The following is a 25906-nucleotide window of genomic DNA, read 5'->3' on the forward strand; positions in this document are numbered from 1 at the left end:
GGGGATTCATGCCCCCTATTAGTTTAAACTAATTGGTTCCCAAATCATTCATACTTCTACCCTCTTTACTTAAAAAAAGGTAAAGTGAAACAATTTTAATTGAAAGAGAGTGAAAATCAATTATCATGCCCTGGTTCTTTAATGTATAGATTAAGTTGTGACTATAGTACGGGAGCAGCAGGATTCATCATGTTATTAAAGAGATTACTAAGCTACTAAGTTTTTATCTTTAACTTTATAAGATTGTTAAATTTATGTCCAAAAAATTAGGTTCTATCTACTAAAAACACTTTTTATTGATTTATATGGCAAGGAAGATGAAAACAAAAATTCATGTATATATGTTGTAGGTGCTGAAAAAAGTAAATTTTAGTTGGAATATCTTTAAAATTGTTAAACTTTTCCTGTAAAATAGTAAGTAAATATTGTCCATAGGCAGAAACAGATCAAGTAAATTATAGAGTTAGGAGGGAACTTGAATGATTGATAAGATCAGATTAAGAGAGGTTGCAACGTATGACACTTCAGGAATTGAAGTAAATCTAAGGAAAATCAATTACATTTTTGGAAGTAACGGGACTGGAAAAACAACAGTTTCAGAGGTACTAAGAAAGCAGGAGGACTTCCCTAGCTGCAGAATTGAATGGGGAAGAGAAAGGTCAAATTACGATGTTTTTGTCTATAACAGGAACTTTGTTCGTGAAAACTTCAGTATGCGTAATGACATAAAAGGCATTTTTACTTTAGGTAAAGAATCTACTGATTTGTTAAAGAAGATAGATAAAAAATCGGAAGAAATAGATAAGCACGAGGATAAGATTGGAAACTTAGAAGAGAAAATTAAAGAAATTGATGAAAAGATAAACAATCTAAAAGCTGACTTTATGAATACATGCTGGGATTTAAAATTAAAATATGACGAACAATTTAAAGAGGCGTTTACTGGTGTACGTAATAAAAAAGATAACTTTATGTTAAAGTGCATAGAAGAAGCTCAAAATAATGATGGTGTTCATTATGGTTTTGATGAATTGAAAAAGAGAGTAGATTCCGTTTTTAAGGGAACACAAGAGAAAATCAACACGATTCCAAATATAGAATACAATGCTTCATATGAGAAATCTCAGATATTTGGAACAAGAATAGTGGGAAAACGAGATATTGACATTGCAGATCTTATTTCTCGTCTGAACATCAGTGACTGGGTTCAGCAAGGTCATCAACATTTGAAAAATACAGATGGTTTATGTCCGTTTTGTCAACAGGAATTGCCTAAAAATTTAGAAGGAAAATTAGAAGAATATTTTGATGAAACATATACTGAGCAGTTACAACTCCTAAATTCTTCCTCAGAAAAATACATCACGGAAACCCAAGGTATTATCAAAAATCATCATATACTCACTGAGGGGAATATTCCTTTTGTTAATACAGAAAAAGTGAAAAGTCTTCTTGAAATAATAATCTCAACTTTTAAAGAAAATGAATTAAAACTTGAGAGGAAAAAGGCTGAACCAAGTAGTAGTGTTAAATTAAGCTCAATAAGCAGTTATATAAGGGAAATTAATGAAGAGATTGGACAAGCCAACATACAAATAATTAAGCATAATCAAATGATTGACAATATAACTGAGGAAAAAGCTAAATTAAATAAAGATATATGGCGTTTTATTATTGAAGAGAATAAAAGAGATTATGCGAGTTATACAGATAAAACAACAAAGGAATGTAAAACTTTAGACGGTATGAATAAAAGGTGGGGTGAACTAAGTGGCTTTAGAAATGAATTGAAGAAAGAAGTTATTCAACTTCAAAACCAGCTTACGAGTGTTCTGCCTTCTATTAACGAAATCAATAATCTGCTAAAATCTTTTGGTTTTACAAACTTTGAATTAGCTGAATCGAAGGAAAAAGGTAATTATAAGATTGTACGTGGAGATGGAGTAGACGCAAACGCAACGTTAAGTGAAGGTGAGATGACCTTTATTACTTTCCTATATTTCTATCAACTTATAAATGGTAGTAATGAACAGGATAAAGTAAATACGAAAAGAGTAATCGTCATAGATGACCCCATATCAAGTCTCGATAGCAATGTACTATTTATTGTCAGTTACTTGATTAATAGTTTAAAGAAAAAGATTAGAAGTAGTGATTCAATATTTAAGCAATTGATAATATTGACCCACAATGTTTATTTCCATAAGGAAATATCTTTCAATAAAGGTATGAGTAATAAAAAGCAACAAGATGAGACATTTTGGGTTCTTACAAAAACAGATAATGTATCACGGATAAAAGAATATGATGAGAATCCTATTAAGAACTCATATGAGTTGCTGTGGAGAGAATTAAAGGAAAATATAAATTCAATAACAACACCAAACATAATGAGAAGGATATTGGAAAACTACTTTAAATTCTTCGGTAATATTGATGTCAGCGAAATAGTTGGGAAATTTCCAGATGAAGACAAAGTGGTATGCAATTCTTTACTGTCGTGGGCTAACAATGGATCACATCATGTAAATGATGATTTATATGTAGATAGTAACCAAGAATCGAATAAGGCTTACTTTGATGTATTCAGAAAAATTTTCGTAAACTCTGACCATGAGTCTCATTTTAAAATGATGATGGAAGACTTTGAATATGAAATTGAAGAAGATTCATCTGAAGAATTAGCTAGAAAAGAAATACAAGAGGCTTTAGAGCAAGCTGCAGTTGGTCACGAATAGATAGAAATCGATACCAATCCTTATTGAAGTAAACTTTATGGGGTTAATTTGATTGTATAAGAAAGGAATTGTTTTCCCATGCAAAGCATTGTCCAAACTGCCTTAGATTCCTATTTTGATAGTAAGGGCTGTCCGATATAAGTCTTTGCATATCAGGGCGGCCTTTTATATCTTTACCACTAATACCTTCATCAATATATTCTTCAGCAATCTGCCAACTATATAGGGATGTATATTGACGTAAAGTTTGTAATTGGGCAGAAATACTGTAGCCTTCACTTGCTTGCTCTTCTGTGCTGACACGACAATATATTGCAACACTTTTTATTTCGTTCATTTTGATCACTCCTTTAACTTTTATAACAGTATTGGTATTAATGGAGTTAAAAAATACATGATGTTGGATATCATGAATGAACGTTTCTCAAGTAGATTTATTATAGAAGGCATGGTTACAAGGATTAAAGTTGAAGAGGCTAGTTGATTTACGCCGACTGATTGTCCAACAATCGATCTAGGTCGTAGAAGAAAGAGTATTCTAATAATTGGGATTTATGTTAAAATATATTAATACTTAGTTATAAGGAAAATATTACTGATGTATTAAATACTCGATTATTTGTAACAGTACATTGGACAGTGAAAATTTAAAAAGGATAAGAAGACAATTTTTTATTAGAAATGGATAAGAGGGATTGATTTGGCTCTAAATTTATTATTCCATAAACAAAGTGAAACACCTAGCGATAATTTAATAGTTTTAATACATGGACTCGGTGCGCCTAATAGTACATGGACTCATGATGGAGTTTCTTGGATAGATCTTTTCTTAACTGATGATACATTTGGTAGTTTAGATGTAGCAGAAATAACCTATGATACGACCCATTTAGCAAATGGAATTCTGTCTTTAATGGGAATTAAGAAAATTAAATTAGGCAGATTTAAAAGGTTTACAGTTGGGAAAGGTCCCTATACAACTATAGAAATTTTAGCAAGAGAGTTAAAAAGAGAGCTTGATTCTAAAAAAGTGAAGCAATATAAAAATGTCGTATTAATAGGTCATAGTATGGGTGGATTAGTAGCTATTAGATATATTCTTGAAGAATTTGAGAATAATCAGTCTCATAATATTAAAGGTATGATTAGTTTGGCCACACCATATAATGGTTCATCGTTTGCTTTATATAGTCAATTAATAAAGAGTATAAATAGGCATGCTCAAATTCCTTCTTTAGAGCCAAATAGTGCATTTTTAGATGAAACAATAAGACTATGGCAAAAGCACTTGGATAAAATGAATTTAGATTTTAAATTTTTCTTTGGAACAGAGGATACTATTGTTTCAGAAAATAGTGCTATACCTCATATTGTAAGTTCAAAATGGACAGGAGGGATTCCTCTTCCAGGAGACCATAGCGGTATTTTGAATGTAGAAAATCATAGTTCTGTAAGTTACAGCCATGTTAGTGAAGCAGTAAAAGATTTTTTTGACAAAGATATTGTGTTAAAAAAAAAGATAATAGATGAGCAAAGAAGGCTTACAATCGCCAAATCAGTAACAAGACTTAAAGCAAATGGTTTGGATAGAGAACAAGCTTTATATTTATTAGAAAAAACATACGATTTTGAGTATTTGAAGCCTGTCTCTGAAAAACGACTAGTAGTAATAGTAGGAGAATTTGGACTTGGTAAATCATTTGCTATTGATAAAATTTATCTGGATTTGTTAATAAGAGCAGAGAATGAAAGTAATTTTCCAATCCCAATAAGTATTAATGCAGCGCAATTAGACAATGATGTCCAAAGTTATTTAGAAGGTATAGTAGTAGATCAATCAAAAGAGTTTTGGATTATAGTTGACGGAATGGATGAGGTATCCGTATCTATAGCATCGAATATATTGGAAAATATGCGTATATCTACTGAAAGATGGAATAATCTTCGTGTAATTCTTACCAGTAGACCACTTAGTATTTTTAATAATATCTCTGAAACTGTGTATATGAGAGGTTTGAGTCAAAAAGCAGCATTAGAGTTAGTAAATTATATTAATCATCAAGAAAATCAATATTACTATCATCATTTACCTAAAGATATAGGGATTGCAATCCAACGTCCTCTTTTTGCAATTTTATTGGGACTATATTTAACTAAGAAAAATAGTTTAATCCCAACTACTAGTGGGGAGTTATTATCATATATGATAGAAAATGCTTTGGAAAAAGTAGAGCTCAATGATTCTCATATAATTCAGATGCTCATGAATCTAGCTATGGTAAGTACTTGTAATGGGAATGTTCCAGTTAAAAAGTCAGAAATAGGAGATATCATGGAAGTTAGGAATCTCTTAAACACTGGGATTGTAATTGAAGAAAATGGATATATATCATTCGTTTTACCTATTTTAAATCAATGGTTTGCAGCTAAAGCTTTATCAGAAGATATAATTACTATTAACCAAATATTTGAGAGTAGTTATTTAGATTACTGGAAATATCCTCTTGTAATTTTAATTACTATATTTAAGGAAAATAAAATTGACAATATTCTGAGAGAGATTGTAGAAAAAGATCCGGGTTTTGCCGCGATGTTAATTGAGGAAAGCATACAAAAATGGGGTATTCATAATGAAATAACGTCCTTATCATCTCAAGAATGTGGAGAGAAAATTAGAATGACCATGAATTCTTGGGTTAAATCTTTAGAAATTTTAGCGGATATAATCGCACCAATTGATATGCAACGAAATATTCTACCTATCGGAGTAAATAAAAACGATGAATGGTTATATACATCGTGGTATAGGGGAAGAAAAGAACTAACCGAAATTAGTATTATAGATAGAAGTAGAAATGAGATTGACTGGCCAACTCTGAGAGGTGCTAGACCGGGGAATAGTTCAAGTTGGTATTGGAGATGGACATTAGAGGAATTAAGGGACAATCTAACTAAGTTAATTAAGAATAACACATTGCCTATTTGTACAGAAATAATATATAAAGAGATAATGTGGAGTACTACATTGAAAATATATAAAAAAGGCTCTTTATACACTAAGGGGATAGTATTAGATGATATAAGATCTCGGTTAGAGAGAGAATATAAACATATAACGGAAATAGAAACAGATAATAAACTCGTTCCTATATCTATGTATATGGGTTACATTGAAGATTTAGAAAGTAAAGGTGTCAGAGTTATAGAATGTCCTTTGCCTGGAGGAGATATAGATAATCCTATAGATAATTGGGTGTGGAGTGTCTATTCTGATGAACAGCTATATATGAGAACATTAAAAATTTATCAGGAAGCGATTATTGGTTACAAAGAGTTAGTGGAAACATTCTTCCCTGTTTTAAAGCAAAGATTAAGAAAATATGTATTGTATCCCTTTATTCTTAAAGGAGAATTCTTTCCACCTGAAGAAAATAGTAAGTATCTTCCTATAGGACCAGCAATGAAATGGCATTTAGAGCCGTTGCCTTTAGAAAAAAAAGAGGCTATTTTAGATATAAAAATGTCGAGAGGAAGGAAAGAAGAATTTAATGATGAGGATATTTATGAAATAGCCAGAAAGATTAAAGAATATCGTCCGGATAGTTACATTTGGATAGGAGCAAATCAAAATAGTCAAATCCTAGATATCTTTGGTGATAGACCTGTAACTAAAATTATATATAAATGGCTAGAAGAAGACTTAAAATCTGTAGATTGGATTAAATAGATAAATCTCTAGAAAATCACTTGCACTCTTTCTGTTGACATTTCAAAATCTATCAATTATATTCTTAAACAAGGAAAGAAACTACTTTATAAAACTAAATAAAAATTAATCTTAATTAATTTCTGAGAAGAGAAGCACTCTCCAGGGATGACACAGGATAACTGTGTCCTTCTGGTGAGTGCTTTTTTGTTGGGAATAGAGAGGAAATGCAATAATAATAACTTTATCTGCAAAAGAATAAGCAAAAAATAGGGGTAGCTTATTGCTTTGAACTGGCTAAATCCGGAATGATTCTTCTATCAGAGCTGAAAAAAGTTTTATTTCGGTTAGAAGCTTGGAAGGATTGATAGATTAGCAAGAGCAAATGTCTATAATCAATGCAAAACCGGATACGACATTAAAAAAATAAAATTTAGGGGGTTATTTCATGTTAGGGGGTTATTTCATGCAGTTAAACGGAAAGGAAAACAAGTTTCACTTAGATACTTTCTATCATCAACTCAGAACAAATTGCACTGAATTCGGAATTCATCGATCTGTCATAGATAGATATATTGGGCAAGTTGAAGAAATAAAACACAAAAATATATGGGAATTAAAACAGAGGAAGCAAGAAGATGCACAGGATTTATAAGGAATTGGGTTTACCTGGAAGTAATCCTAAATCAATAAAAGTTGAAAGAATTAATAAAAAATATCGACACATAAAACAGCCCTTGAAAAATTAATATGAATGAAATTCATCATTTCTGTCCATTATGGGTAAAAATGCGAGGAGTGATGAATTTGAAGAACAGAAGTGTCACTGTTTCTTTTTCTGAAGAACATTCACCTGAAACGGGAATATGGTTATTTAGGATTATGGAACGAATTGTTTTGGATCAGCTAAATATCGATCCAGTCTTAAAAGGTAAGTTGTTGTATAGCAACCAAGAACAAATAACAAAATTTATTAGTGAATTTGATAAAGGAGATGACTAAATGGAAGGAGATTTGTTTAACGTCTATAGCCCAACCGTTTACGACCAAATCATGGAAGAAGTTAAAAAAAGCATTGGTGTCTATTTACGTGTTAGTGGTAGTTCACAATCAATCAAATTACAGGAAGAGAAGGCTAAAAATTGGGTTGAGGAAAATGGCTACTCATGGTCGGAGGACATTGAACATTTCAATGAAAATGTATTATCAGCAAACCAAATCGCGATAGAAAATCGCCCTGAACTAATTAGACTACTAAAATCAATAGAATCCGGACAGATTAAAGTATTGATTATCTTTGCTCGAGACCGACTTGCTCGTAACTACTATGAGTACATGGAAATCGTAACTCTGATCTTGAAATATAAGGTAAAAGTAATAATAGTGGGAGACACCGCCCCATTTAGTTATAACTTCCTAACAGAAGGTGTATATGGCATTCAAATCCAACAAGATGGGACAAACATTGCATCACGAATTAAAACTGTTCAAAATCTCTATCCAGATCAAAAATTTGGTTTCATTAATGACAAAGTAAATAGAAAATATCAGATTAATGAAAAATATCATTACGGTATTCTAACATTCTTTCAAGAGGTCTCAAAGGCGGATACATTTGAGAAACTATCAACGTTGTTAACAGAGTTTAAAAGTAAGTATAAACGTAAATCTGTAGAAGAATGCTGGAAATTGTTAAGAACAGCCTTTTATGCTGGGTATGATTCTAAAGGTGGTAACTACTTTCACTTAACATACATAGTCCCAATTGTATCTCTTGAACTCTTTAAGAAGGTCCAAGATGTGTTGGACTATTATGAAACAGACTTTATAAAGGCAATCAGAATGAGCGAACAAGAAGCATTCTTTCATCCTACTTGTGGTACATGCGGTGGGAAAATGGCACATAGAAAGGGGAAAATTGGTAGCTTACCGGCCTCATACTACTGTAAAAGTCACAAAAGCAATTATATTTTAGTCCAAGAGTTAAACGCAGAAATAATTGAAACTATGCTCAAAATATTCAACAACCTATCACGAGAAAAAATAAATAAGTTAGCTATTTTTTCAACAAATAAAGCTATTAGAAGTTTAAAGGAAAAGAAAGATCAACTGAATGAAATGATGAGAAGAGGAAGAACTGATTTTTTCTCTAGAAATAAAAGTTTCCAAAGAAACCCTGTAGAGTTAGTTAATCGAAGAAATGAACTTTTACAAGAACAGGAATTTCTTCAACGGCAGATAGACGATCTTAACTACACTAAGCGGGTACTTGTTGATATTGAGAAGATAATTAAACAAAAGTTATTTTACAAAATAAAAACGGATGAAATTTATATTTATCTCTCATTCTTCTTAGAGGATATTAGGATCAACAAAAATTCAATTGATTTTAAGGTTTATTTCACAGAGTTTTTAGAGGAAGGATTTAATGAATATGAATAACAAAAGTAAGGGAATTGAATCTAATCAACACGTTTTAACTACGAAGATTAAAGAGATAATCGCACAAACCGTTCATAATTTAATGCACCCGTTGGATTTTTATCTTGTTTCAGAGATTGAAAACCCCTTATTAAAACCTGCTATCGGTTACATAAGGTATTCAAGTTTGAAGCAGAAGGATAAATACAGTGTTGATATTCAAAAGCAAGAAATTTTACAACGAGCTAAAGAAGAGGGCTATTATATCCTTTTATGGTGTGTTGATGAAGCGGTTTCTGCTACTCACAACCGTGCTATTGACCGTCCCTGGATGCAAGTCCTATACCAAACTGCGTTATTAGATGAATTCCAAGGAGCTATCTTCTTTTATGATGACTCTAGAATCAGCCGCCAAACTTCGGATTTTGTTCTACAAGTCTATAAACCATTAGTAATGTTGAGACCATACTTGAAGTTTTATTGCAGTGATTATTCAGGAGTTTGGGATCCGGATGATGTACTAACACAGATCCGATCTTTAATAAACAGTCATAAATCTGAAGAGCTTAGAAATAAAACATTAGCTTATCAAAGCACAATTCTAAAATTGGAACAAAGGCCAGCATCTCATCTTCCCTATGGTTATATTAAAGGGACTGAAAACAAGCCGAAAATTGATGTTTCAAACGGACAAGCTTATGTAGTTTTTCTGATCTATTATCTTTCAAGCTGGGGTTACTCAAATAAAGTAATTGCAAAATTTCTTAACGCTTGTAAGATAAGGTCTCCCAAAGGTACAGATTGGACCCAGGGAACTATTGATAAAATTCTGCATAATTACTTCTATCTGGGCCATACAAGTTGGAATGTAAGAGAAAGCAGAAATAATAGTAAAAGAAAACCAATTGGGCAGTTTGAATTATTCCCTGGTACCCATACTGGGATTGTGCCGCATTACCTAGGAGTCCTAGTAGATCAAATTAGAAACTTTAAATCTACTTATGGTCAAAAGATGGAGACACCTTTTTTGCTTAAGGATTTACTAAAATGTGTTCAGTGTGATTGTGTTCTGGAAGCCAAAAATACAACATCAGGAAAAAGTAATTCGAGTAGACGTGTGTATCGATGCAACTCATGTAAAGAGTTTATTGTAATCGACACAATACATGAGATTACTTTCCAACAGCTTTTTAGTTATTTGAGTATCAATCATAAGCAAATGTTTGAAGGCTCTAAAAAGCTATTAAATAAGTGGAAAGAAAATTTAAAAAAACAATCAAAAGAAATTGACAAGGATAAAGAATATGTCATCTTCTTGGAAAGAACTCTTGATTATGAATTAATTGGTCATGAACAGGAGTTAAAGCAGGAAGCAAATCTCATGCTCTCTGAATTACAGTCTATTCAAGAAAAAATTCTTCATTTAGAAGAGCAAATCGACATATTGTTGGAAGATGAAAATCTCGAAACATTATTTAACAACTTCTTTGAATGCAAGCATGAGGCTTTAAGTCAGACTGAATTGCGCTGCTTTACGTTACATTTTATTAAGGAAATCAAATACGACTTTAAAACCAAAAAGCCTGCAATTGAATTCAGCAAAACTCCGTTTCTAACCCTTGAAGGATGGGGCAAATTAACAACAAACTAGAAGTTGTTGAATAACCGCAAAAAGTACAGGTACTGTAGACAAATGACCGCATTGTCCATAAAGAGTTGTTGACCTTTGATTATCCGAATCTCCGAAAGCCTTTAAATCAAGGCTTTTTTAGAAACTTAAGTGCGGTTGTTTGGAAGTCTTTTGATGATAAGATATCCAAATGACCGTGAGTTTATTAGGCATTGTAGACAAATAACCGCACTTTTAAACAAGCAGTTTAGAAAAATTTGCTGTAAGTTATGTTAATTATTAAACTTGAAAGGAGCAGATTGATTTATCTCAATTGGCAATTGGCAGCTTATAGTGAAATCACCAAAGGTCTAAAACAATGTTAACTCAGTAGTTTTATATTTTTGGATCTCTTTTAAATTGTAACCTTATAATCAAGCAAATATAATAAAGATAAGTAAATAAGTGTTTTTTAATTTTCTTGCATTTGGCACCAGAAGCACTGGGCAAATGGATTAGTGTAACCAACTATCCGTTTGCCCTTTTTTATTTGTCTTAAACCTCAGTTACATATTTATAAATAGGGAGGAGCTAATTTTATGGTCAAAACAAAAGAAAACTATCCGGTTGTACTTAAAGCAAGTGATATTGCTGAAATATTAGGAGTTTCGGAACCTACAGCATACAAGTTAATGAGACAAAAAACATTTCCACTAATTAGTTTTGGTCGAAATATGCGGGTTCTTCGTGATGAGTTTTTTAGATGGCTAGAATCAATGTCTCAAATACAATGACAATCATTATAAAACTTAGAGCATGTGTTTATACTGTTGATGATCACGTGCTTACCTAATGTAAATTGGAGGTAAGTAAAAATGGCAAGTATTAAAACAAAAGGAAGTGGAAAGAACAAACGATGGATTGTTCGTTATGACGGAGAAAGGGATCCTCAAACCCTGAAAAGGAAGCAATTGCAGAAATCGTTCAAATCTAGTAAGGAAGCAGATCAATTTGTTGCCTTAATCACACTTCAGGGAATGAATCAATTTGGCTCTCTTCAGATTGCAAATGGAACCAAATCTGAAGATGAACCCGTAGAAGTGCCTTTTCATGTCTATGCTAAAAATTGGTTTGAAGTAGAATACTTTCAAAAAGTTAGACCTAATACCTTTAAATCTCGTCGGTTTTATTTAGAAAAACAAATTATTCCTTTCTTTGGGGATAAAGCTTTTTCTTTAATTACTGTAAAAGATATTAAAGAGTTTTATGCTCAATTAAAACGAAATGGATACGAGCAAAAAACCATTAGCAGTATCCATAAATTTCTGTCAAGTTTGTTTAATTCGGCTGTTGAGAATGGGGATTTAGGCGAGAGCCCGATGAATGCTATGAAGAAAAAACCTAAAGACCCTACGCGAATTGCAAATCCATGGAATTATACAGAAGTTGTACAATTTCTAGAGGTTGCGGAAAAAGAAGATAAGGATCTGATGTATGACTTTACACTTTCTACAGGATTAAGACAAGGAGAAGTCCTTGCACTCCCTTGGTTTAATATTGATTTGGAACATTGTACTGTAACTGTAACTAGAAGCGTGTCTTTTGGTGAAAATGGGGAGCCAGAACTTATACCAAAAGCTCAAGATAGCTATCGAACAATCTCTTTCTCTAGCCATCTAATTGATAAGCTGAAAAAACACAAAGAAAAACAAGATCAGATGAAAAAGCGGTTTGGAGAGCATTATCAGCATGAATTAGATTTGGTGTTTCCAGTCAATCATGGTGGATTCCAGAACCCTTCAAATGTCCGTAGACAGTTGTATAACTTAATGAAAAAAGCAAAAGTACGTCGAATTACTTTTCACGATCTAAGACATACACACGCTAGTTTGCTAATTCGAAGTGGGGCTCAACCAAAACTTATACAGACACGTTTAGGGCATAAAGTTATTGAAACGACATTCAAATACTATGGGCATTTATGGCCTAATGCAGACCAAGAGGCGATAGTAAACCTTGAGAAAGAGTTGAAAAAACATAGAAAACCAAAAGATGATCCAAATCAAATGTGAACTTCTGTGAACTTGAATGGTTTTGAGGAAAGAAGTGTAAAAAAGAAAAATAGAAAAAACCCTTGGGCAACAAGGGTTCCGGAGTATGGAGCATAGGGGGCTCGAACCCCTGACCTCTACGCTGCCAGCGTAGCGCTCTCCCAGCTGAGCTAATGCCCCGTATTATGAATCGACAATAGCTATTTTACAAGCTTTTTACGCAATTTTCAAGAGAAAAATAAACCCAAAAACGGCTTCTAATAGGAAGCCTTTTTTAAGTTAAATATCCATTATTTTAAGTATTGAGCCAAAGGGAGGCAGCCGTCAGCCGATCAGGACCATTACCTGATTCAACTGAACGCAAGGTAGATGAAAAAGGTGCTTGACCCTCACTCTGTAACGCGCTAACACGCCGAGGGTCAAGCATTTCTTTTTTGTTTTATTAAGGATTCACAATCTCAACATCACTCTTCTTGACGAATCCAACCCGATGATTAAAGAAGATTTGATAATATTCATCTTGTCCTTTTAACACTTGATTGGTATCTGGATCATTAAAGTATTTAGCATGGTAGTAATCAGATTGAATCGGTCCAGTGGACACATAGAATTGGCCAGCTGGAATTTGGTATAATACTTCAGCGTTTCCTTTGGCCCAGTCTGCGATACCAGTTCCTTCATAAGCAGCATCTTCTGGGTAAGCAGCACCGTAAACAGGAATGGAATCGTGACCTGCCTTAGGCGTGATCAACATGCCGCTGCCTGGAACCGCAAATTGATTATTAGGATTGTAGAACCAAGCCTTTTGTCCGCCATAATGAATCGCCGTCCAATCTCCTACCTGATCTGCTTTGTAGTAGCTTTGTCCAATCGCTGCCTTGTTGCCCCAGTCATTAATGCGATTTGTTCCGCCATTTATAATATGAGGATCTTTGATAAGCGGAGCATCAAAGCTAGGCTCTGTATAAAGCTGGATTAAGCTTGAAGACTTAGGTTCTTGAACAACCCCTCCGTAAGTAAATGTCGGCATATTGGTGTTGTAATTCGGTGAAATTGTTACAATGTTACTTTCTTTGTCTCCATCACTTGGATTAATCGGTGCCCCCAACAGATTAAAGAAGTGGGACCAATCCCAGTATGCCCCTGGATCCCAGTGCATTCTAGTCTGTCTGTAAGGAGATAATCCAGGAACTTCGTCATGGCCTAAAATGTGCTGTCTATCAAGAGGGATGTCATATTTTTCTGCTAAGTATTTCACTAGTTTTGCAGAGGAGCGGTACATTTGCTCACTATACCAATCATACCCTGTAGCAGCATAGCCTTCATGCTCAATACCGATCGAGTGCATATTAAAATACCAGTTTCCTGCCTGCCAAGCTACATCTTCAGGTTTTACCATCTGTGTAATTTTTCCGGTGGTGGAGTCTATGACGTAATTGGCGCTTACATATGATTTATTCCGAAAGTGGTTAATGGCCGATTGTGCACTGCCTTCAATATTATGGATGATAATATAACGAATTTCCAGACCATCATAAGGACGATTAGCAATGTCATAATTTCCGTAATCAGTAGAGGTGCTAGAAAATTGCTCGTACCTTGCAGGGATGAATGAGCACTCCAAACCATTTGGACAATCCGCACCCGTGAATTTTGCATTTCGGAGGGGGATATTGTCGGCCGTGCTTTTATTCGGTGTAACTGATTTAGGCTGCAATGTTACTTTTTGTCCATTGATTGTATATCTTTCAGCTCCGCTTTGAATCGTCGCATAAACTTCATCAGCAAACTCATCTGCAACACCTTTAACATCAGATCCGCTGTATTTGACTATAGCTCCATACCAATCAGCTGGATTAGAAGGGATTTCGCCGACTGTTTCCTTTGCATACTCTGCAAGTAATGCAGCTCCACCGCGGATGTTTTGTTCAGAATCATTTTTTAATACTTCAATGTCTGTATCAAGTAACTCAGCTGCTTTATCTAGTGTATTAATAGAAGAAACATCGGCTCCGAGGGAAGTAGCATTTTCTTCGGCAGTAACGTTCTTTCCGTTTGCGTCCTGATGACCTTCGATATGCACAAGGTTCATAACTCCATAACCGCCAACTTCGCTGTGGCCCTTGTGGTGATCCCATCGAGATTGATTATACGCTACAGCCATAAGAACACTTTGCGGTACCCCAAATTCTTTAGCGGCCATTTCAAAAGCTTTTTGCAATTGAGAGGAATCTGTTGTATCTGTAGCTGCAGCACTATCTTTGGTTGATGACATTATTCCTAAGTAAACGAAAACCAAACTAACAGCCAATCCAACAATTAGGAACAATTTTGTCAATTTTCCGACATTATTTGTCATGGTACGGCCTCCTCTATATATTGATAAATATGAAATTCTAAATATATAGAAATAATCCTGCGCGGCTATGGAAAAATACGCCAAATTACCCTTTAGAAACAATTGGTGAATTCAATTGATAGGCATAAAGTATTTTTCTTCGAAAGGAAAAATAGGTCTTTTATCATCGGTGTCTATTTAATCGGACGAACTAGATTGCTATATTCGATAAAGAAAACTTGGCTAGTGCCAAGCTTTTAGGCACTTGCATAGTTGCACTTATACTTTATTCCTAAAAATTTTCACTACGTCGAATCTACCTCTTTGCTAAAATTTTATACTTTAAAGCAAAAAAAGAGCGACTTCAAAATTGAAGTCGCTGTCTAGTGAAAGCGTATATCTTACGTAAGCGTTATCCCCAAAAATTAAAAACATAAGAATGCTGAGGTACTTTTTTAAGCATAGTGCCATTCTTCGCATAATTACTATGCCAAGAAAGGGCTTTTTCAAGCACATGAGGCGTTTGTCCGCCTTTTTGCAAGGCTTCCTGGTAGTACTCGCGCAATTGGTCTCGATACATCGGGTGTGCACAATTATTAATAATGCGTTCAACCCGCTCTCTAGGAGCCAAACCGCGCAAGTCGGCGTAGCCCTGTTCGGTCACAATTACGTCAACATCATGCTCGGTATGGTCGACGTGTGGAACAAATGGTACGATACTGGAAATGTTCCCGCCTTTTGCAATCGATTTTGTGACAAAAATGCCAAGGAGTGCGTTACGGGCAAAATCACCAGACCCGCCAATTCCATTCATCATGTTGGTTCCCATTACATGTGTTGAATTGACATTTCCATAAATGTCTACTTCGAGTGCCGTATTAATGGAGATGAGTCCCATTCGGCGAATGAGTTCCGGATGGTTTGAAATCTCTTGTGGTCTTAAAATTAATTTGTCGCGATATTTCTCAAAATTGGAGAAAACCTGACCCATTTTTTCAGATGACAATGTAATCGAGCAGCAAGAGGCAAAGCTCACTTTACCAGCATCGATTAATTCAAAAACGGCATCCTGAAGGACCTCGGAATATACCTGTAAATCCTCGAACTCTGAATCTAGCAATCCGTTTAATACAGCATTGGCTACAGAGCCAATTCCTGATTGAAGCGGAGCTAACGACTCTGTTAATCTTCCGGCTTCGATTTCGGAACGTAAGAAAGAAATCAGATGCTGCGCCATAATGACAGTTTCTTCGTCTGGCGGTACGATTGTTGATGGAGAATCTGCTTGGTTTGTAAAAACAATCCCTCTGATTTTTTCTGGGTCCACTTTAATTCCAATCGAACCAATCCGATCATTCGGTTTTGTCAATGGAATCGGCTGTCTCTCTCCTTGTTTCCCAGGATCATACAGGTCATGGATACCTTCAAGCGCTTCTGGCTGTGCCATATTAATTTCCACAATGATTTCCTTGGCATGTTTGGCAAATATATACGAATTCCCTACGGATGTAGTAGGAATAATTGTGCCATCCTCTTGAATCGTAATCGCTTCCAAAATTGCGAAATCAATAGGTTCTAATACATTGGATCGAACCAATTCAGAGGTATGGGATAGGTGTTGATCTACAAATAAGAAATCTCCTTGATTGATTCCTTTACGCATTATTGCATCCGCCTGGAAAGGAAGACGTTTATTCAGTATGCCTGCTTCAGCGAACAATTTATCAATATCAGAGCCAAGAGAGGCACCTGTAAATACATTTACTTTAAGTGGTTCTTTTCTTGCCCGTTCCACTAAAGCAAAAGGAACCGCTTTCACATCACCGGCACGTGTAAAACCGCTTAATCCAAGTGTCATACCGTCTTTAATCCAAGAAGATGCTTCATCAGCAGATACAACACGCTGATTTAGGTGCTCGTTACGAATACGATTGTAAGCGCTCTCCATTTTATCAACTCCTTACTCATTTGTTCCATTTTAACGAATGTTTAGAAGTAAGAAGGAGTTTGCGGATGAAATCCAAGAAAAATAGGATAAAACAGAAAATTCTATACTTCACTTATTGAATTTAAAACCTCAGCAATTTTCTAAAATAGCTGCTATAGGTTTGACTTACTGGAACACGATCGCCGTTTTTCATTTTTAATAAAAAGGTAGAATGGGTATCAGGGTAAATATCCTTTATATGCTTTACATTTACTATAAAAGACCGATGGCAGCGAATAAAATCTTCTTTCGGCAGACTAAATTCAAATTCGTTCAAGGTATCTTTATGGATTCCTGAAATGTCTGCTGTATATACATGGGTTTTCTTGTGTTTTGCCTCAATGTACAAAATGTCAGCAAACGGAACAGGAACCCAGCCTTCATTGACACGAATTGTAACAACGCTTGTCCCGCTTGTAAGAGTTGGAAAAATAGCGGTTACACACCCTTCAAGCTTCCCGTCGTTAAAGACAGGCACAGCCATCCCATAGTAGGGAGTACCAAATACGTCCCGATTGATAAAAGAAGAAACCTTTTTTAATTCAGTTAGAGCTTTATATGTAATGGTCCCCTCTTTTACAGGATCTCCAGGTTTTATTTTTAAATCGATTCGTTTACTGGAGCGATAATATATGTATTTGTCAGTATTTGAAACTGCAATTGAGGTTTCATCTGAAAAGAGTTCACTAACTATATCAAGGAGGGTGGCTGGTTTAATATCTTTCATGTCTAAGCACGGCCCTTTCTAGAAAATAGTGGTTTTCTTTCATATAACTATTTTATTTTATCTGCATTTTCCCTTTTTGTCTTTTATTAAATATGGATTCTGCAGTATTTTAATTGGCTGCTGGAATGTTGCTGGATGGAACGGAATCTTTGTTATAGTTAGATTTAGTTAAATTTCAATATTTAGACAATATCTTCAAAATAATGACATTCTGCGGATTTCGACTTTGAGGATTCACGACTATATGGGAGGATATGGGTCCTATTCACCATATACCGCCTATCTGCTTGTGCTAATCAGGGGATATCAGGAATATTCCACTTAAACGCTATTTTATCCATTTTGTGGATGAATAGGGTTGTTTTATATAATAAAGATGTCGTTTAAATCCGACACAAACAGGGAGTGTTCAGGCTATTCGAGTATAGTTGGTTAATTAGGCAGCCATCCATTCATCTTTCATTTCCTCAAAATTGCTTACCGAGATAAAAAATCCAGAGGCGCCCTTCAATTATTCTCTCAATACTACTTTTTTCATAAAACACAGAAATCGGTGATTCTGCTTAAAGCTTATTAAGGAATCATTGGAATTAATATGAGAAAATTTGTGGTTTCAGGGATAATGGCAAGGGGTATAGAAAAAAAGCCTTTTGAAGAAATGGAAAGATTAGTGCGAAATCTAGATTTATATCCGATTTTCAAGTTTACCATGACCAATCAAAGCAATTATTATTACTCCACTCTTAACTGCTCACCCCTCGTTTTTTAGATCTTATCTAAAAATCTCAATTCTTACCGTTTTCAAGCTTCCTATATTAATAGGAAATAATTTGTTATAGGAGGAAGGTTTAATGAAGAAAAGTTTATTCGCCATGCTTTCAATTATGCTCATCGTACTAGCAGGATGCTCAAGCAGTGCTGATGGCGGCAAAATTGACAAAATTGTTTTTGCGGATGCTGGGTGGGATAGTATACGATTTCATAACAGTGTTGCCCAATTCATTATTGAGGAAGGAATGGGCTATAAAACCGATGTAACAACTGGTTCAACAGCTGCAACTCTTCAAGGATTACGCCAAGGGGACATTAATGCTTATATGGAAGTTTGGACTGATAACGTAAAAGATGTCTATAACGAAGCAATTGAAGCTGGTGACTTTGTAGAAACATCTGTTAACTTTGATGACAATGTCCAAGGTCTTTATGTTCCAACTTATGTAATCGAAGGGGATCCGGAACGAGGAATTGAACCTGTTGCCCCAGATTTGAAAACAGTGGAAGATTTGAAAAAGTATCCAGACTTATTTGCTGATCCAGAGGATCCGGATAAAGGCCGAGTAATTGGAGGTCCAACTGGATGGGCCGTAAGTGAGCAAATTGAAATGAAGATGGACACATACGGACTAAGTGACAGCTTTAATTATGTAATGCCAGGTTCTGATTCTGCACTTGTCGCTTCTCTATCTGACGCCTATGAAGCAGGTGAGCCTTGGGTTGGCTATTACTGGTCGCCTACTTGGGTTACAGCTCAATACGATTTGACATTACTTGAGGAACCGGAATATGACCCGGAAGTCTTTGATGATAATGCCGGGACTGAATTTCCGCCTAATGATGTAACTACTGCAGTGCATAAGGATCTGACAGAACAGGCGCCAGAGGTTGTGGAATTTCTTAAACACTATGAAACTAGCAGTGATTTAACCGAAGAAGCACTTAGCTTTATGACCGAAAATGAAGCTTCTGCTGACGAAGCTGCCATTTGGTGGCTCAAGCAGCATGAAGATTTGTGGACCGGATGGGTTAGTGAAGAGGTAGCAGAAAAAGTAAAAGCAGCACTAGAAAATGCTTAATTTTCCTGAAGTAGTTGGCAACCGTCAACTACTTCTCCTTTTTCAATGAATAATAAAAAAAAGTGAGGTGAATGGCTGCTTTTTGAAGCAGCTAGCCTATGGGTGATTTTCCTGAGATTCGCTGGGAGTTTTTAGGAACTGCCGTTGAAGATTTTATTTTATGGTTAGATTCAACATTCGAGATTGTTTTTGATTTTATTTTTCTTATTTCTTCCCGAACTATTAATGGGATTGAAGCATTTTTGAATATTATTCCATGGTGGGTCCTCTTAGTTGCGGTATTTCTTCTGGGGTGGCGGCTTAAATCGTTATCATCAGGTATCTTGTATGCCGCTTTTCTATTTTTAATTGGAACCTTTGGATTATGGGAAGTATTACTGCTTACCATCGCGATTGTTTTAACTTCTGTTGTCATTTCTTTGTTGCTTGGGATTCCATTAGGAATCTGGATGGCTGTCAGCAATCGGATGTCGCTTGTGATGCGGCCGATCTTAGATGCTATGCAGACGATGCCAAGTTTTGTCTATTTGATTCCTGCGATCTTTTTCTTCGGATTGGGAAATGTATCGGCTGTATTCGCCACTTTAATTTACGCACTTCCACCGGTAGTTCGGTTAACCGAACTTGCAATTCGTAATGTTGATAAAGAAGTGGTTGAATCCGCGGAATCATTTGGATCTTCAAAATGGCAAATGCTGAAAAAAGTGCAGCTGCCGCAAGCCTTGCCTACTATCATGGCTGGAGTGAACCAAACAACGATGATGGCATTGGCAATGGTGGTTATTGCTTCCATGGTTGGAGCAAAAGGACTAGGAGAACAAGTATTAATCGCGATTAACCGGATTGATATTGCCCTTGGCTTTGAAGCCGGAATTAGTATTGTATTTTTAGCGATCATTATCGATCGAATTACAGGTGGAGCCGCAAACCGCTTTCAGAAGCATAGGAGGGCTGAGTAATGAGTGTAAAAATCAAAGTTGAACATGTATCGAAAATATTTGGTCCTAAACCAGAATCGATTATTCCAATGGTCCGAAAAGGAATGTCCAAAGAGGAAATCTTAAAAGAAACGAATCATACAGTTGGAGTATATGATGCATCTTTAGAAGTCAAAGAGGGCGAGATATTTGTTATTATGGGTCTTTCCGGCAGCGGGAAATCGACACTGATCCGTTGTTTCAATTTATTAAATAAACCAACAGACGGTGCCATCTTTGTTGATGGTGAAAATATTGTGGAATACAATTCTGCTCAGCTTAAAAAATTCCGTCAAGACAAAATTGCGATGGTTTTTCAGCATTTTGGCTTGTTTAGTCACCGGACGGTACTAGGGAATGTCGAGTATGGTTTAGAAATAAAGAATGTACCAAAAGCGGAGCGCCAAAAAATTGCACTTGAAAATATTGAAATTGTTGGTTTGAAAGGGTATGAGGACAAATATCCAAGTGAACTTTCTGGAGGGATGCAGCAACGGGTTGGCTTGGCCCGTTCGCTAGCAAATGACCCAGATATTCTTTTAATGGATGAACCGTTTAGTGCCCTTGATCCGCTTATTAGACGGGAGATGCAGCTTGAACTTTTAGATATTCAGGAACGGTTGAAAAAAACAATTATCTTCATTACCCACGATGTTAATGAAGCATTTAAACTGGGTGACCGGGTCGCTGTCATGAAAGATGGGAGAGTGGTCCAAATTGGGGCTCCAGAGGAAATCCTCGAAAATCCGGCTAATCATTATATCTCTGAGTTCATTAAGGATATTGACCGCTCCAAAATCCTGCAGGCGCAAAATGTCATGATCAAACCAAACTCTCTTGTTTCCTTAAAAGATGGTTTGAAAGTAGCCATTAAAGAGATGGAGGAGAATGGGCTATCAAGCGTATTTGTGGTTGACCGCAGCAGACATTTGCAAGGAATTGTCACGATTGATGATGCCATAGATGGAATTAAGCAGAAAAAGACGCTACAGGATGTTATTAAAAACGATGTCCTGACAGTCAAAAAAGAAGAATACGTTCAAGATGTTATTCCGAAAGCGCTGGAAACGAAATTTCCGCTTGCTGTCGTTAATGACGAAGACAGGTTAGAAGGCTTAATTCTTCGTGTTCATGTTTTGTCCAGTTTAGTAGCGAATGAGGACGAATAAGGACATGTGAACCCCTATGATTCTTAGAGTCATAGGGGTTTATTGTTTGGTTGAAATTTAAAGGACAAAACGTAGCGTGGAAGCTACCAAAAGGTCCATCATCAAGAGATGGAGAAATAAGCGGAATAATTAGCTGGGGAAATGTGCTTAAAAAGAGGCTCACGCAAATTTGGGGCATTAGATTTTTTATCAAAAGATTGCTCTTTTCATTCATTGCGGCATATTCGGTACCTTAGTTCTGAAAGTTTTAAGAAGTTAAATAAAGAGTTTTCAAAGCCTGTGCAGCTATATTTTGGCTGCGCACGCTTTTTTATATGGACAGATCCCCATTTTTTAGTCGTACAAGCATATCCCTCTGAATAGAATAGTAATGCATGTCAGGTAGGGGGATGATTATATGAATACACTTTTTAGTTACTTACTTTTAGGGTTATCTTTAGCTGCTCCTATTGGTCCGATTAATTCTGCCCAATTAGACCGAGGGATAAAATATGGTTTCTTCCATTCTTGGTTTATTGGTCTTGGGGCGATGACGGCTGACGCCTTTTATATGATTTTAGTCTATTTAGGTGTTGTTCATTTTCTTGACACCCCATTTATGCAAACATTTCTTTGGTCGTTTGGCTCTTTTGTTCTCGTTTATACAGGAGTAGAAACCATTATTAACAGCGGACCAAGTGTAACTGGCAGTATAAGAAAAAAAGAACCTGTTTATAGATCCTTTCTCGCCGGTTTCCTTTTATCCATTTCTAACCCTTTAACCATTTTATTCTGGCTCGGTATTTATGGGTCTGTACTGGCCAAGACCGCAACGACATATGATGTTGGACAGCTTTGGCTATATAGCAGTGTAATCCTTATCGGGGTAATGCTGTGGGATTTTACTATGGCTTTTATTTCAAGCAGTTTCAGGAAATTCCTAAATATGAAAATGCTGAACCTTATCTCTAAATTGTCAGGTCTATCATTAATTGGTTTTGGTTTCTATTTTGGCTATCAGGCCATTTTGGTTTTGATGGGGTAGAACCTTGTTAAGTCAAAAAAGAAGCTCCAAATTTACTTGGAACTTCTCCCTATTTGCTAAATACTTTCAACCTCAACACTTGTCACACTTTCTAGATTGACGGCCATTTCATAAACGTCGGCAGTTTGCTGGCGATAATCCACTGACAAACGGAGCTGAATCAGATGCTGATGGTCGGGAAGATCTTTAATTCGAAGACTGTCTATGTTCATCCCCAAAGCTTCAATTTTTTCCATAACATCATGAATCGCACTTTGCCTGACGACAATGACTTTTAAAAGAATCTCTTTTTCCCGCAATTGCTTTGGTCCAATCAGCCCTAGTAAAAATGGGACCAATTCCACACTCAATAAGATAAAAATTACCCCGGCAATCGCGGCAAAATAGAAGCCCGCTCCAACCGTAATCCCGATTCCGGCTGCTCCCCAGATCATGGCAGCCGTTGTCAGTCCAAGAATGCTGTCATTATTCCTTCTTAAAATAACTCCGGCGCCTAAAAATCCAATTCCAGATACAATTTGTGCTGCCAAACGGAGTGGATCCATTGTAACATTCACATCCGGTCTGGAGGGAACGATATAGGTAGTCTCAATTGAAATAATCGTTAATAAACAGCTGACAATTGAAATCACTAGGCTTGTTTTTAACCCGACTGGTTTTCGCTTTAACTCCCTTTCTAAACCAATGGCTAATCCTAATATTGCTGAAACCCCAAGTTTTATGACAATGTCTAGTCTCATCCATCCTTCAAGCCATTCCATATGAATCAACCTAACTTTCTGTCTCTTTTGAAAGAATTAAAATATTTCCAACCTTCCTTATCCATTGTACAATGACATTATGTATTATCGTATCATAAATTGGAGATGACTTTGTTGAATACTTCTAGGATGAATCCATATTTTGTGGTTTTTGTTGGCGTAATATCTGTATCTACATCGGCTATATTTGTAAAGTTAGCAGATGCACCGTCTGGAGTTACGGCCTTTTACAGGCTGCTTTTTTCTGTTCTTATTATGCTCCCAGTATTTCTTTTAAAATATGTAGGAGAGCTGAAATCAGTAACTAGGAAAGATTGGCTGTCTTCCATCATTGCGGGTGTATTTCTTGCTTTTCATTTTATCCTATGGTTCGAATCCCTGAACTATACATCCGTGGCAAGTTCAACCGTTTTAGTTACGTTACAGCCGCTATTTGCTTTTATTGGAGGAGCTCTCTTTTTTAAGGAAAGAATTACCGCAGCGATGGTGACAAGCGGAATTATTGCTATTATAGGAAGCGTTTTAATTAGCTGGGGAGATTTTCGTATTAGCGGATTAGCTCTTTGGGGAGATTTCCTTGCTTTGATTGCCTGTGCGTTGATTACATTTTATTTGTTTTTCGGACAATCAGTACGGAAGCGTGTCTCATTAATGACTTATACCTTTATTGTATATAGTGTAAGTACAATTACATTATTCGTTTATGTATTAGCGAAACATGAACCGCTAGCTCCTTATTCACCACCTCAATGGATTTATTTCTTGCTGCTAGCGGTTGTGCCAAATCTATTAGGCCATACCCTATTTAACTGGTCGATCAAATTTGTAAGTACATCTATTATTTCCATCGCGATTTTGTTCGAACCAGTTGGAGCTACGATATTAGCGTATTATATTCTAGGTGAGAATGTCGTTTTAACACAAATTCTCGGCGGTTCTATTGTCATCATCGGTATTACAACGTTTTTATTAAATGAAAGAAAAGTCAAAAAAAATAAAAGGGGGGAGAAAAATGGAAATCAGAGTGGCGCAAGCGAATGATATTGATGCTATAGCGTCTGTACATATTCAGAGCTGGCGGGAAACGTATAAAGGGATTGTATTGGATGAGGTTTTAGATGGTTTAAACATGCCGCAAAAGATTGCTCAGTGGACGCATATTTTAAAACAGCAGGAAGAACACGGAAATGGACAAATATTGGTCGCATCAATTGATGGGAAAATAGTCGGTTTTGCTCATTTTAGTAAAGAAAGAACAGGTCATTATGATATTGATGGAGAATTAACCACCATTTACATTCTTAAAGAGTATCATCGAACGGGAATAGGAACTGCACTTTTTCGGCAAGGGCTTGACTATCTTCAAAGCCATTCCTTTAAAAGCATGCTCGTCTGGGTTCTGGCTGATAATCCTTTTAAACTATTTTACGAAAGCTTTCAACCGGTTGAGGCAGACCGTCAAAAATTCAATATAGGAACTAAAGTGCATGAAGAAATCGCATATGCCTGGAGAGATTTATCAAAATTAATAGAACGTGTAGGATGATGAATTCGTCTGGCCATTCTAAAAATGAATGGTAAGACGAATATTATTTTTCTAAAAATATTGAATGGTTTTTTATCAAAGATTATATTGCAATAGAGATTTATTCATGTTATATTAAATTTCGCTGCTTTTAACAGAGCAACGAAAAATGCAAGTAAGCTTCTTATAAAAAATTAAAAAAAGCTCTTGCAAAATAATATAAAGACAGTATAATAATACTTGTCTCATTAAACGAGACAACAGTGTGGTAACAATGGCGAGAAGGTCACACCCGTTCCCATCCCGAACACGGAAGTTAAGCTTCTCAGCGCCGATGGTAGTTGGGGGCTCTCCCCCTGCGAGAGTAGGACGTTGCCATGCGATGGAGGATTAGCTCAGCTGGGAGAGCACCTGCCTTACAAGCAGGGGGTCGGCGGTTCGATCCCGTCATCCTCCACCATTTTAACCAATAAACATCTTGACTTTTGTTTAAAAAACATATATAATAAAATCTTGTTGCGATTTAAAATTTGCCGGTGTAGCTCAATTGGTAGAGCAACTGACTTGTAATCAGTAGGTTGGGGGTTCAAGTCCTCTCGCCGGCACCATTTTTCAGTACTAAGTTTTTGTTAAGTTGAAAACGATCAAGTTCTTCAGCTGATTACCAGTAAAGTTCAGATCGATTTCTACTTACTTGGGCACTCTGAGAGATGGTTGTCGTGTTGGATAGGTCAGTCATCTAGCATGGAGCAACAATCTAAAACGAGCCATTAGCTCAGTCGGTAGAGCATCTGACTTTTAATCAGAGGGTCGCAGGTTCGAGTCCTGCATGGCTCACCATTATAATGATTTACGCGGGTGTGGCGGAATTGGCAGACGCGCTAGACTTAGGATCTAGTGTCTTTATGACGTGGGGGTTCAAGTCCCTTCACCCGCATATGCGGAAGTAGTTCAGTGGTAGAACACCACCTTGCCAAGGTGGGGGTCGCGGGTTCGAATCCCGTCTTCCGCTCCATTTTT

At 36.1% G+C, this 25906-nt stretch carries 19 protein-coding genes, 6 tRNA genes and 1 rRNA gene; 20 read left to right on the forward strand and 6 right to left on the reverse strand.

Going from position 1 to position 25906, the window contains the following annotated elements; translation table 11 throughout:
• Nucleotides 1–479: 479 nt before the first annotated feature.
• A complete protein-coding gene (locus tag CRO56_RS11865; protein WP_097158856.1) occupies nucleotides 480–2738 on the forward strand; it encodes an ATP-binding protein in 2259 nt (752 codons plus the stop codon).
• Nucleotides 2739–2781: 43 nt separating this feature from the next.
• Here CRO56_RS11865 and CRO56_RS11870 read toward each other — a convergent pair whose 3' ends face one another.
• Nucleotides 2782–3075 (reverse strand): recombinase family protein, encoded by a 294-nt coding sequence (locus tag CRO56_RS11870; protein ID WP_245855845.1) that lies wholly within the window; start codon nucleotides 3073–3075, stop codon nucleotides 2782–2784.
• Nucleotides 3076–3438: 363 nt separating this feature from the next.
• Here CRO56_RS11870 and CRO56_RS11875 point away from each other — a divergent pair, with 363 nt between their 5' ends.
• The 7 genes from CRO56_RS11875 to CRO56_RS11905 all read left to right on the forward strand — a co-directional run bounded on the left by CRO56_RS11875 (nucleotide 3439) and on the right by CRO56_RS11905 (nucleotide 12546).
• Nucleotides 3439–6465, forward strand: coding sequence for an alpha/beta fold hydrolase (locus CRO56_RS11875; protein ID WP_097158857.1), 3027 nt, complete (start codon nucleotides 3439–3441; stop codon nucleotides 6463–6465).
• A 445-nt stretch (nucleotides 6466–6910) separates the two neighbouring features.
• The gene (locus CRO56_RS11880; protein WP_142305209.1) at nucleotides 6911–7099 is read left to right on the forward strand and encodes a hypothetical protein; all 189 of its coding nucleotides are present in this window, start codon (nucleotides 6911–6913) and stop codon (nucleotides 7097–7099) included.
• 152 nt (nucleotides 7100–7251) lie between these two features.
• A complete protein-coding gene (locus CRO56_RS11885; RefSeq protein WP_097158859.1) occupies nucleotides 7252–7446 on the forward strand; it encodes a hypothetical protein in 195 nt (64 codons plus the stop codon).
• Entirely contained in the window at nucleotides 7447–8886 is a 1440-nt protein-coding gene (locus CRO56_RS11890; RefSeq protein ID WP_097158860.1) for a recombinase family protein, read from the forward strand.
• Entirely contained in the window at nucleotides 8873–10516 is a 1644-nt protein-coding gene (locus CRO56_RS11895; protein ID WP_097158861.1) for a recombinase family protein, read from the forward strand. The genes CRO56_RS11890 and CRO56_RS11895 overlap by 14 nt, the downstream gene beginning before the upstream one ends.
• A gap of 557 nt (nucleotides 10517–11073) precedes the next feature.
• Nucleotides 11074–11268 (forward strand): helix-turn-helix domain-containing protein, encoded by a 195-nt coding sequence (locus CRO56_RS11900; RefSeq protein ID WP_097158862.1) that lies wholly within the window; start codon nucleotides 11074–11076, stop codon nucleotides 11266–11268.
• Between the two features lie 81 nt (nucleotides 11269–11349).
• Nucleotides 11350–12546, forward strand: coding sequence for a site-specific integrase (locus tag CRO56_RS11905; RefSeq protein WP_097158863.1), 1197 nt, complete (start codon nucleotides 11350–11352; stop codon nucleotides 12544–12546).
• Between the two features lie 86 nt (nucleotides 12547–12632).
• Here CRO56_RS11905 and CRO56_RS11910 read toward each other — a convergent pair.
• From CRO56_RS11910 to CRO56_RS11925, 4 genes are all read right to left on the reverse strand, one after another.
• A tRNA-Ala gene (locus tag CRO56_RS11910) sits at nucleotides 12633–12705 on the reverse strand.
• A 262-nt stretch (nucleotides 12706–12967) separates the two neighbouring features.
• The gene (locus CRO56_RS11915; RefSeq protein ID WP_245855847.1) at nucleotides 12968–14884 is read right to left on the reverse strand and encodes an N-acetylmuramoyl-L-alanine amidase; all 1917 of its coding nucleotides are present in this window, start codon (nucleotides 14882–14884) and stop codon (nucleotides 12968–12970) included.
• A 391-nt stretch (nucleotides 14885–15275) separates the two neighbouring features.
• Nucleotides 15276–16811: a succinyl-CoA:acetate CoA-transferase ScpC gene (scpC, locus tag CRO56_RS11920; protein ID WP_097158864.1), complete on the reverse strand. Its 1536-nt coding sequence runs from the start codon at nucleotides 16809–16811 to the stop codon at nucleotides 15276–15278.
• A 121-nt stretch (nucleotides 16812–16932) separates the two neighbouring features.
• Complete coding sequence (locus tag CRO56_RS11925; protein WP_097158865.1) at nucleotides 16933–17577, reverse strand: LytTR family DNA-binding domain-containing protein; 645 nt, start codon at nucleotides 17575–17577, stop codon at nucleotides 16933–16935.
• An 851-nt stretch (nucleotides 17578–18428) separates the two neighbouring features.
• Here CRO56_RS11925 and CRO56_RS11930 point away from each other — a divergent pair.
• The 4 genes from CRO56_RS11930 to CRO56_RS11950 all read left to right on the forward strand — a co-directional run bounded on the left by CRO56_RS11930 (nucleotide 18429) and on the right by CRO56_RS11950 (nucleotide 22600).
• Entirely contained in the window at nucleotides 18429–19430 is a 1002-nt protein-coding gene (locus CRO56_RS11930; protein ID WP_097158866.1) for an ABC transporter substrate-binding protein, read from the forward strand.
• 98 nt (nucleotides 19431–19528) lie between these two features.
• Nucleotides 19529–20389: an ABC transporter permease gene (locus CRO56_RS11935; RefSeq protein WP_097158867.1), complete on the forward strand. Its 861-nt coding sequence runs from the start codon at nucleotides 19529–19531 to the stop codon at nucleotides 20387–20389.
• Complete coding sequence (locus CRO56_RS11940) at nucleotides 20389–21576, forward strand: quaternary amine ABC transporter ATP-binding protein (protein ID WP_097158868.1); 1188 nt, start codon at nucleotides 20389–20391, stop codon at nucleotides 21574–21576. The genes CRO56_RS11935 and CRO56_RS11940 overlap by 1 nt, the downstream gene beginning before the upstream one ends.
• A gap of 397 nt (nucleotides 21577–21973) precedes the next feature.
• Nucleotides 21974–22600, forward strand: a complete 627-nt coding sequence (locus CRO56_RS11950) for a LysE family transporter (RefSeq protein ID WP_097158870.1) — start codon at nucleotides 21974–21976, stop codon at nucleotides 22598–22600.
• A 56-nt stretch (nucleotides 22601–22656) separates the two neighbouring features.
• Here CRO56_RS11950 and CRO56_RS11955 read toward each other — a convergent pair whose 3' ends face one another.
• Nucleotides 22657–23340, reverse strand: a complete 684-nt coding sequence (locus CRO56_RS11955) for an MgtC/SapB family protein (RefSeq protein WP_097159167.1) — start codon at nucleotides 23338–23340, stop codon at nucleotides 22657–22659.
• 135 nt (nucleotides 23341–23475) lie between these two features.
• On the opposite strand from CRO56_RS11955, the gene CRO56_RS11960 reads away from it, so the two are divergent.
• From CRO56_RS11960 to CRO56_RS11995, 8 genes are all read left to right on the forward strand, one after another.
• On the forward strand, nucleotides 23476–24402 hold the full coding sequence (locus tag CRO56_RS11960) for a DMT family transporter (protein WP_097158871.1): 927 nt from the start codon (nucleotides 23476–23478) through the stop codon (nucleotides 24400–24402).
• Nucleotides 24374–24907 carry a GNAT family N-acetyltransferase gene (locus CRO56_RS11965; RefSeq protein WP_179714266.1) on the forward strand — a complete coding sequence of 178 codons (534 nt, stop codon included), beginning with the start codon at nucleotides 24374–24376 and terminating at the stop codon, nucleotides 24905–24907. The genes CRO56_RS11960 and CRO56_RS11965 overlap by 29 nt, the downstream gene beginning before the upstream one ends.
• A gap of 243 nt (nucleotides 24908–25150) precedes the next feature.
• Nucleotides 25151–25267 (forward strand): 5S ribosomal RNA (gene rrf, locus CRO56_RS11970).
• Nucleotides 25268–25270: 3 nt separating this feature from the next.
• A tRNA-Val gene (locus CRO56_RS11975) sits at nucleotides 25271–25346 on the forward strand.
• A gap of 72 nt (nucleotides 25347–25418) precedes the next feature.
• Nucleotides 25419–25494, forward strand: a tRNA-Thr gene (locus CRO56_RS11980).
• 156 nt (nucleotides 25495–25650) lie between these two features.
• Nucleotides 25651–25726, forward strand: a tRNA-Lys gene (locus CRO56_RS11985).
• A 14-nt stretch (nucleotides 25727–25740) separates the two neighbouring features.
• Nucleotides 25741–25823: transfer RNA gene (locus CRO56_RS11990), tRNA-Leu, on the forward strand.
• Between the two features lie 3 nt (nucleotides 25824–25826).
• Nucleotides 25827–25901 (forward strand) — tRNA-Gly (locus CRO56_RS11995).
• Nucleotides 25902–25906: the final 5 nt, after the last annotated feature.

Source organism: Bacillus oleivorans, from assembly GCF_900207585.1.
Classification (GTDB): Bacteria; Bacillota; Bacilli; order Bacillales; family JC228; genus Bacillus_BF; species Bacillus_BF oleivorans.

What these genes read in the sequence shown, in the direction of transcription:
- CRO56_RS11900 (WP_097158862.1), top strand. Translation starts at nt 11,074, where the DNA reads ATGGTCAAAACAAAAGAAAACTATCCGGTTGTACTTAAAGCAAGTGAT.
- CRO56_RS11935 (WP_097158867.1), top strand. Translation starts at nt 19,529, where the DNA reads ATGGGTGATTTTCCTGAGATTCGCTGGGAGTTTTTAGGAACTGCCGTT.
- CRO56_RS11915 (WP_245855847.1), bottom strand. Translation starts at nt 14,884, where the DNA reads ATGACAAATAATGTCGGAAAATTGACAAAATTGTTCCTAATTGTTGGA.
- CRO56_RS11905 (WP_097158863.1), top strand. Translation starts at nt 11,350, where the DNA reads ATGGCAAGTATTAAAACAAAAGGAAGTGGAAAGAACAAACGATGGATT.
- CRO56_RS11950 (WP_097158870.1), top strand. Translation starts at nt 21,974, where the DNA reads ATGAATACACTTTTTAGTTACTTACTTTTAGGGTTATCTTTAGCTGCT.
- CRO56_RS11890 (WP_097158860.1), top strand. Translation starts at nt 7,447, where the DNA reads ATGGAAGGAGATTTGTTTAACGTCTATAGCCCAACCGTTTACGACCAA.
- CRO56_RS11955 (WP_097159167.1), bottom strand. Translation starts at nt 23,340, where the DNA reads ATGAGACTAGACATTGTCATAAAACTTGGGGTTTCAGCAATATTAGGA.
- CRO56_RS11880 (WP_142305209.1), top strand. Translation starts at nt 6,911, where the DNA reads ATGCAGTTAAACGGAAAGGAAAACAAGTTTCACTTAGATACTTTCTAT.
- CRO56_RS11930 (WP_097158866.1), top strand. Translation starts at nt 18,429, where the DNA reads ATGAAGAAAAGTTTATTCGCCATGCTTTCAATTATGCTCATCGTACTA.
- CRO56_RS11865 (WP_097158856.1), top strand. Translation starts at nt 480, where the DNA reads ATGATTGATAAGATCAGATTAAGAGAGGTTGCAACGTATGACACTTCA.
- CRO56_RS11940 (WP_097158868.1), top strand. Translation starts at nt 20,389, where the DNA reads ATGAGTGTAAAAATCAAAGTTGAACATGTATCGAAAATATTTGGTCCT.
- CRO56_RS11895 (WP_097158861.1), top strand. Translation starts at nt 8,873, where the DNA reads ATGAATATGAATAACAAAAGTAAGGGAATTGAATCTAATCAACACGTT.
- CRO56_RS11870 (WP_245855845.1), bottom strand. Translation starts at nt 3,075, where the DNA reads ATGAACGAAATAAAAAGTGTTGCAATATATTGTCGTGTCAGCACAGAA.
- CRO56_RS11925 (WP_097158865.1), bottom strand. Translation starts at nt 17,577, where the DNA reads ATGAAAGATATTAAACCAGCCACCCTCCTTGATATAGTTAGTGAACTC.
- CRO56_RS11965 (WP_179714266.1), top strand. Translation starts at nt 24,374, where the DNA reads ATGGAAATCAGAGTGGCGCAAGCGAATGATATTGATGCTATAGCGTCT.
- scpC (WP_097158864.1), bottom strand. Translation starts at nt 16,811, where the DNA reads ATGGAGAGCGCTTACAATCGTATTCGTAACGAGCACCTAAATCAGCGT.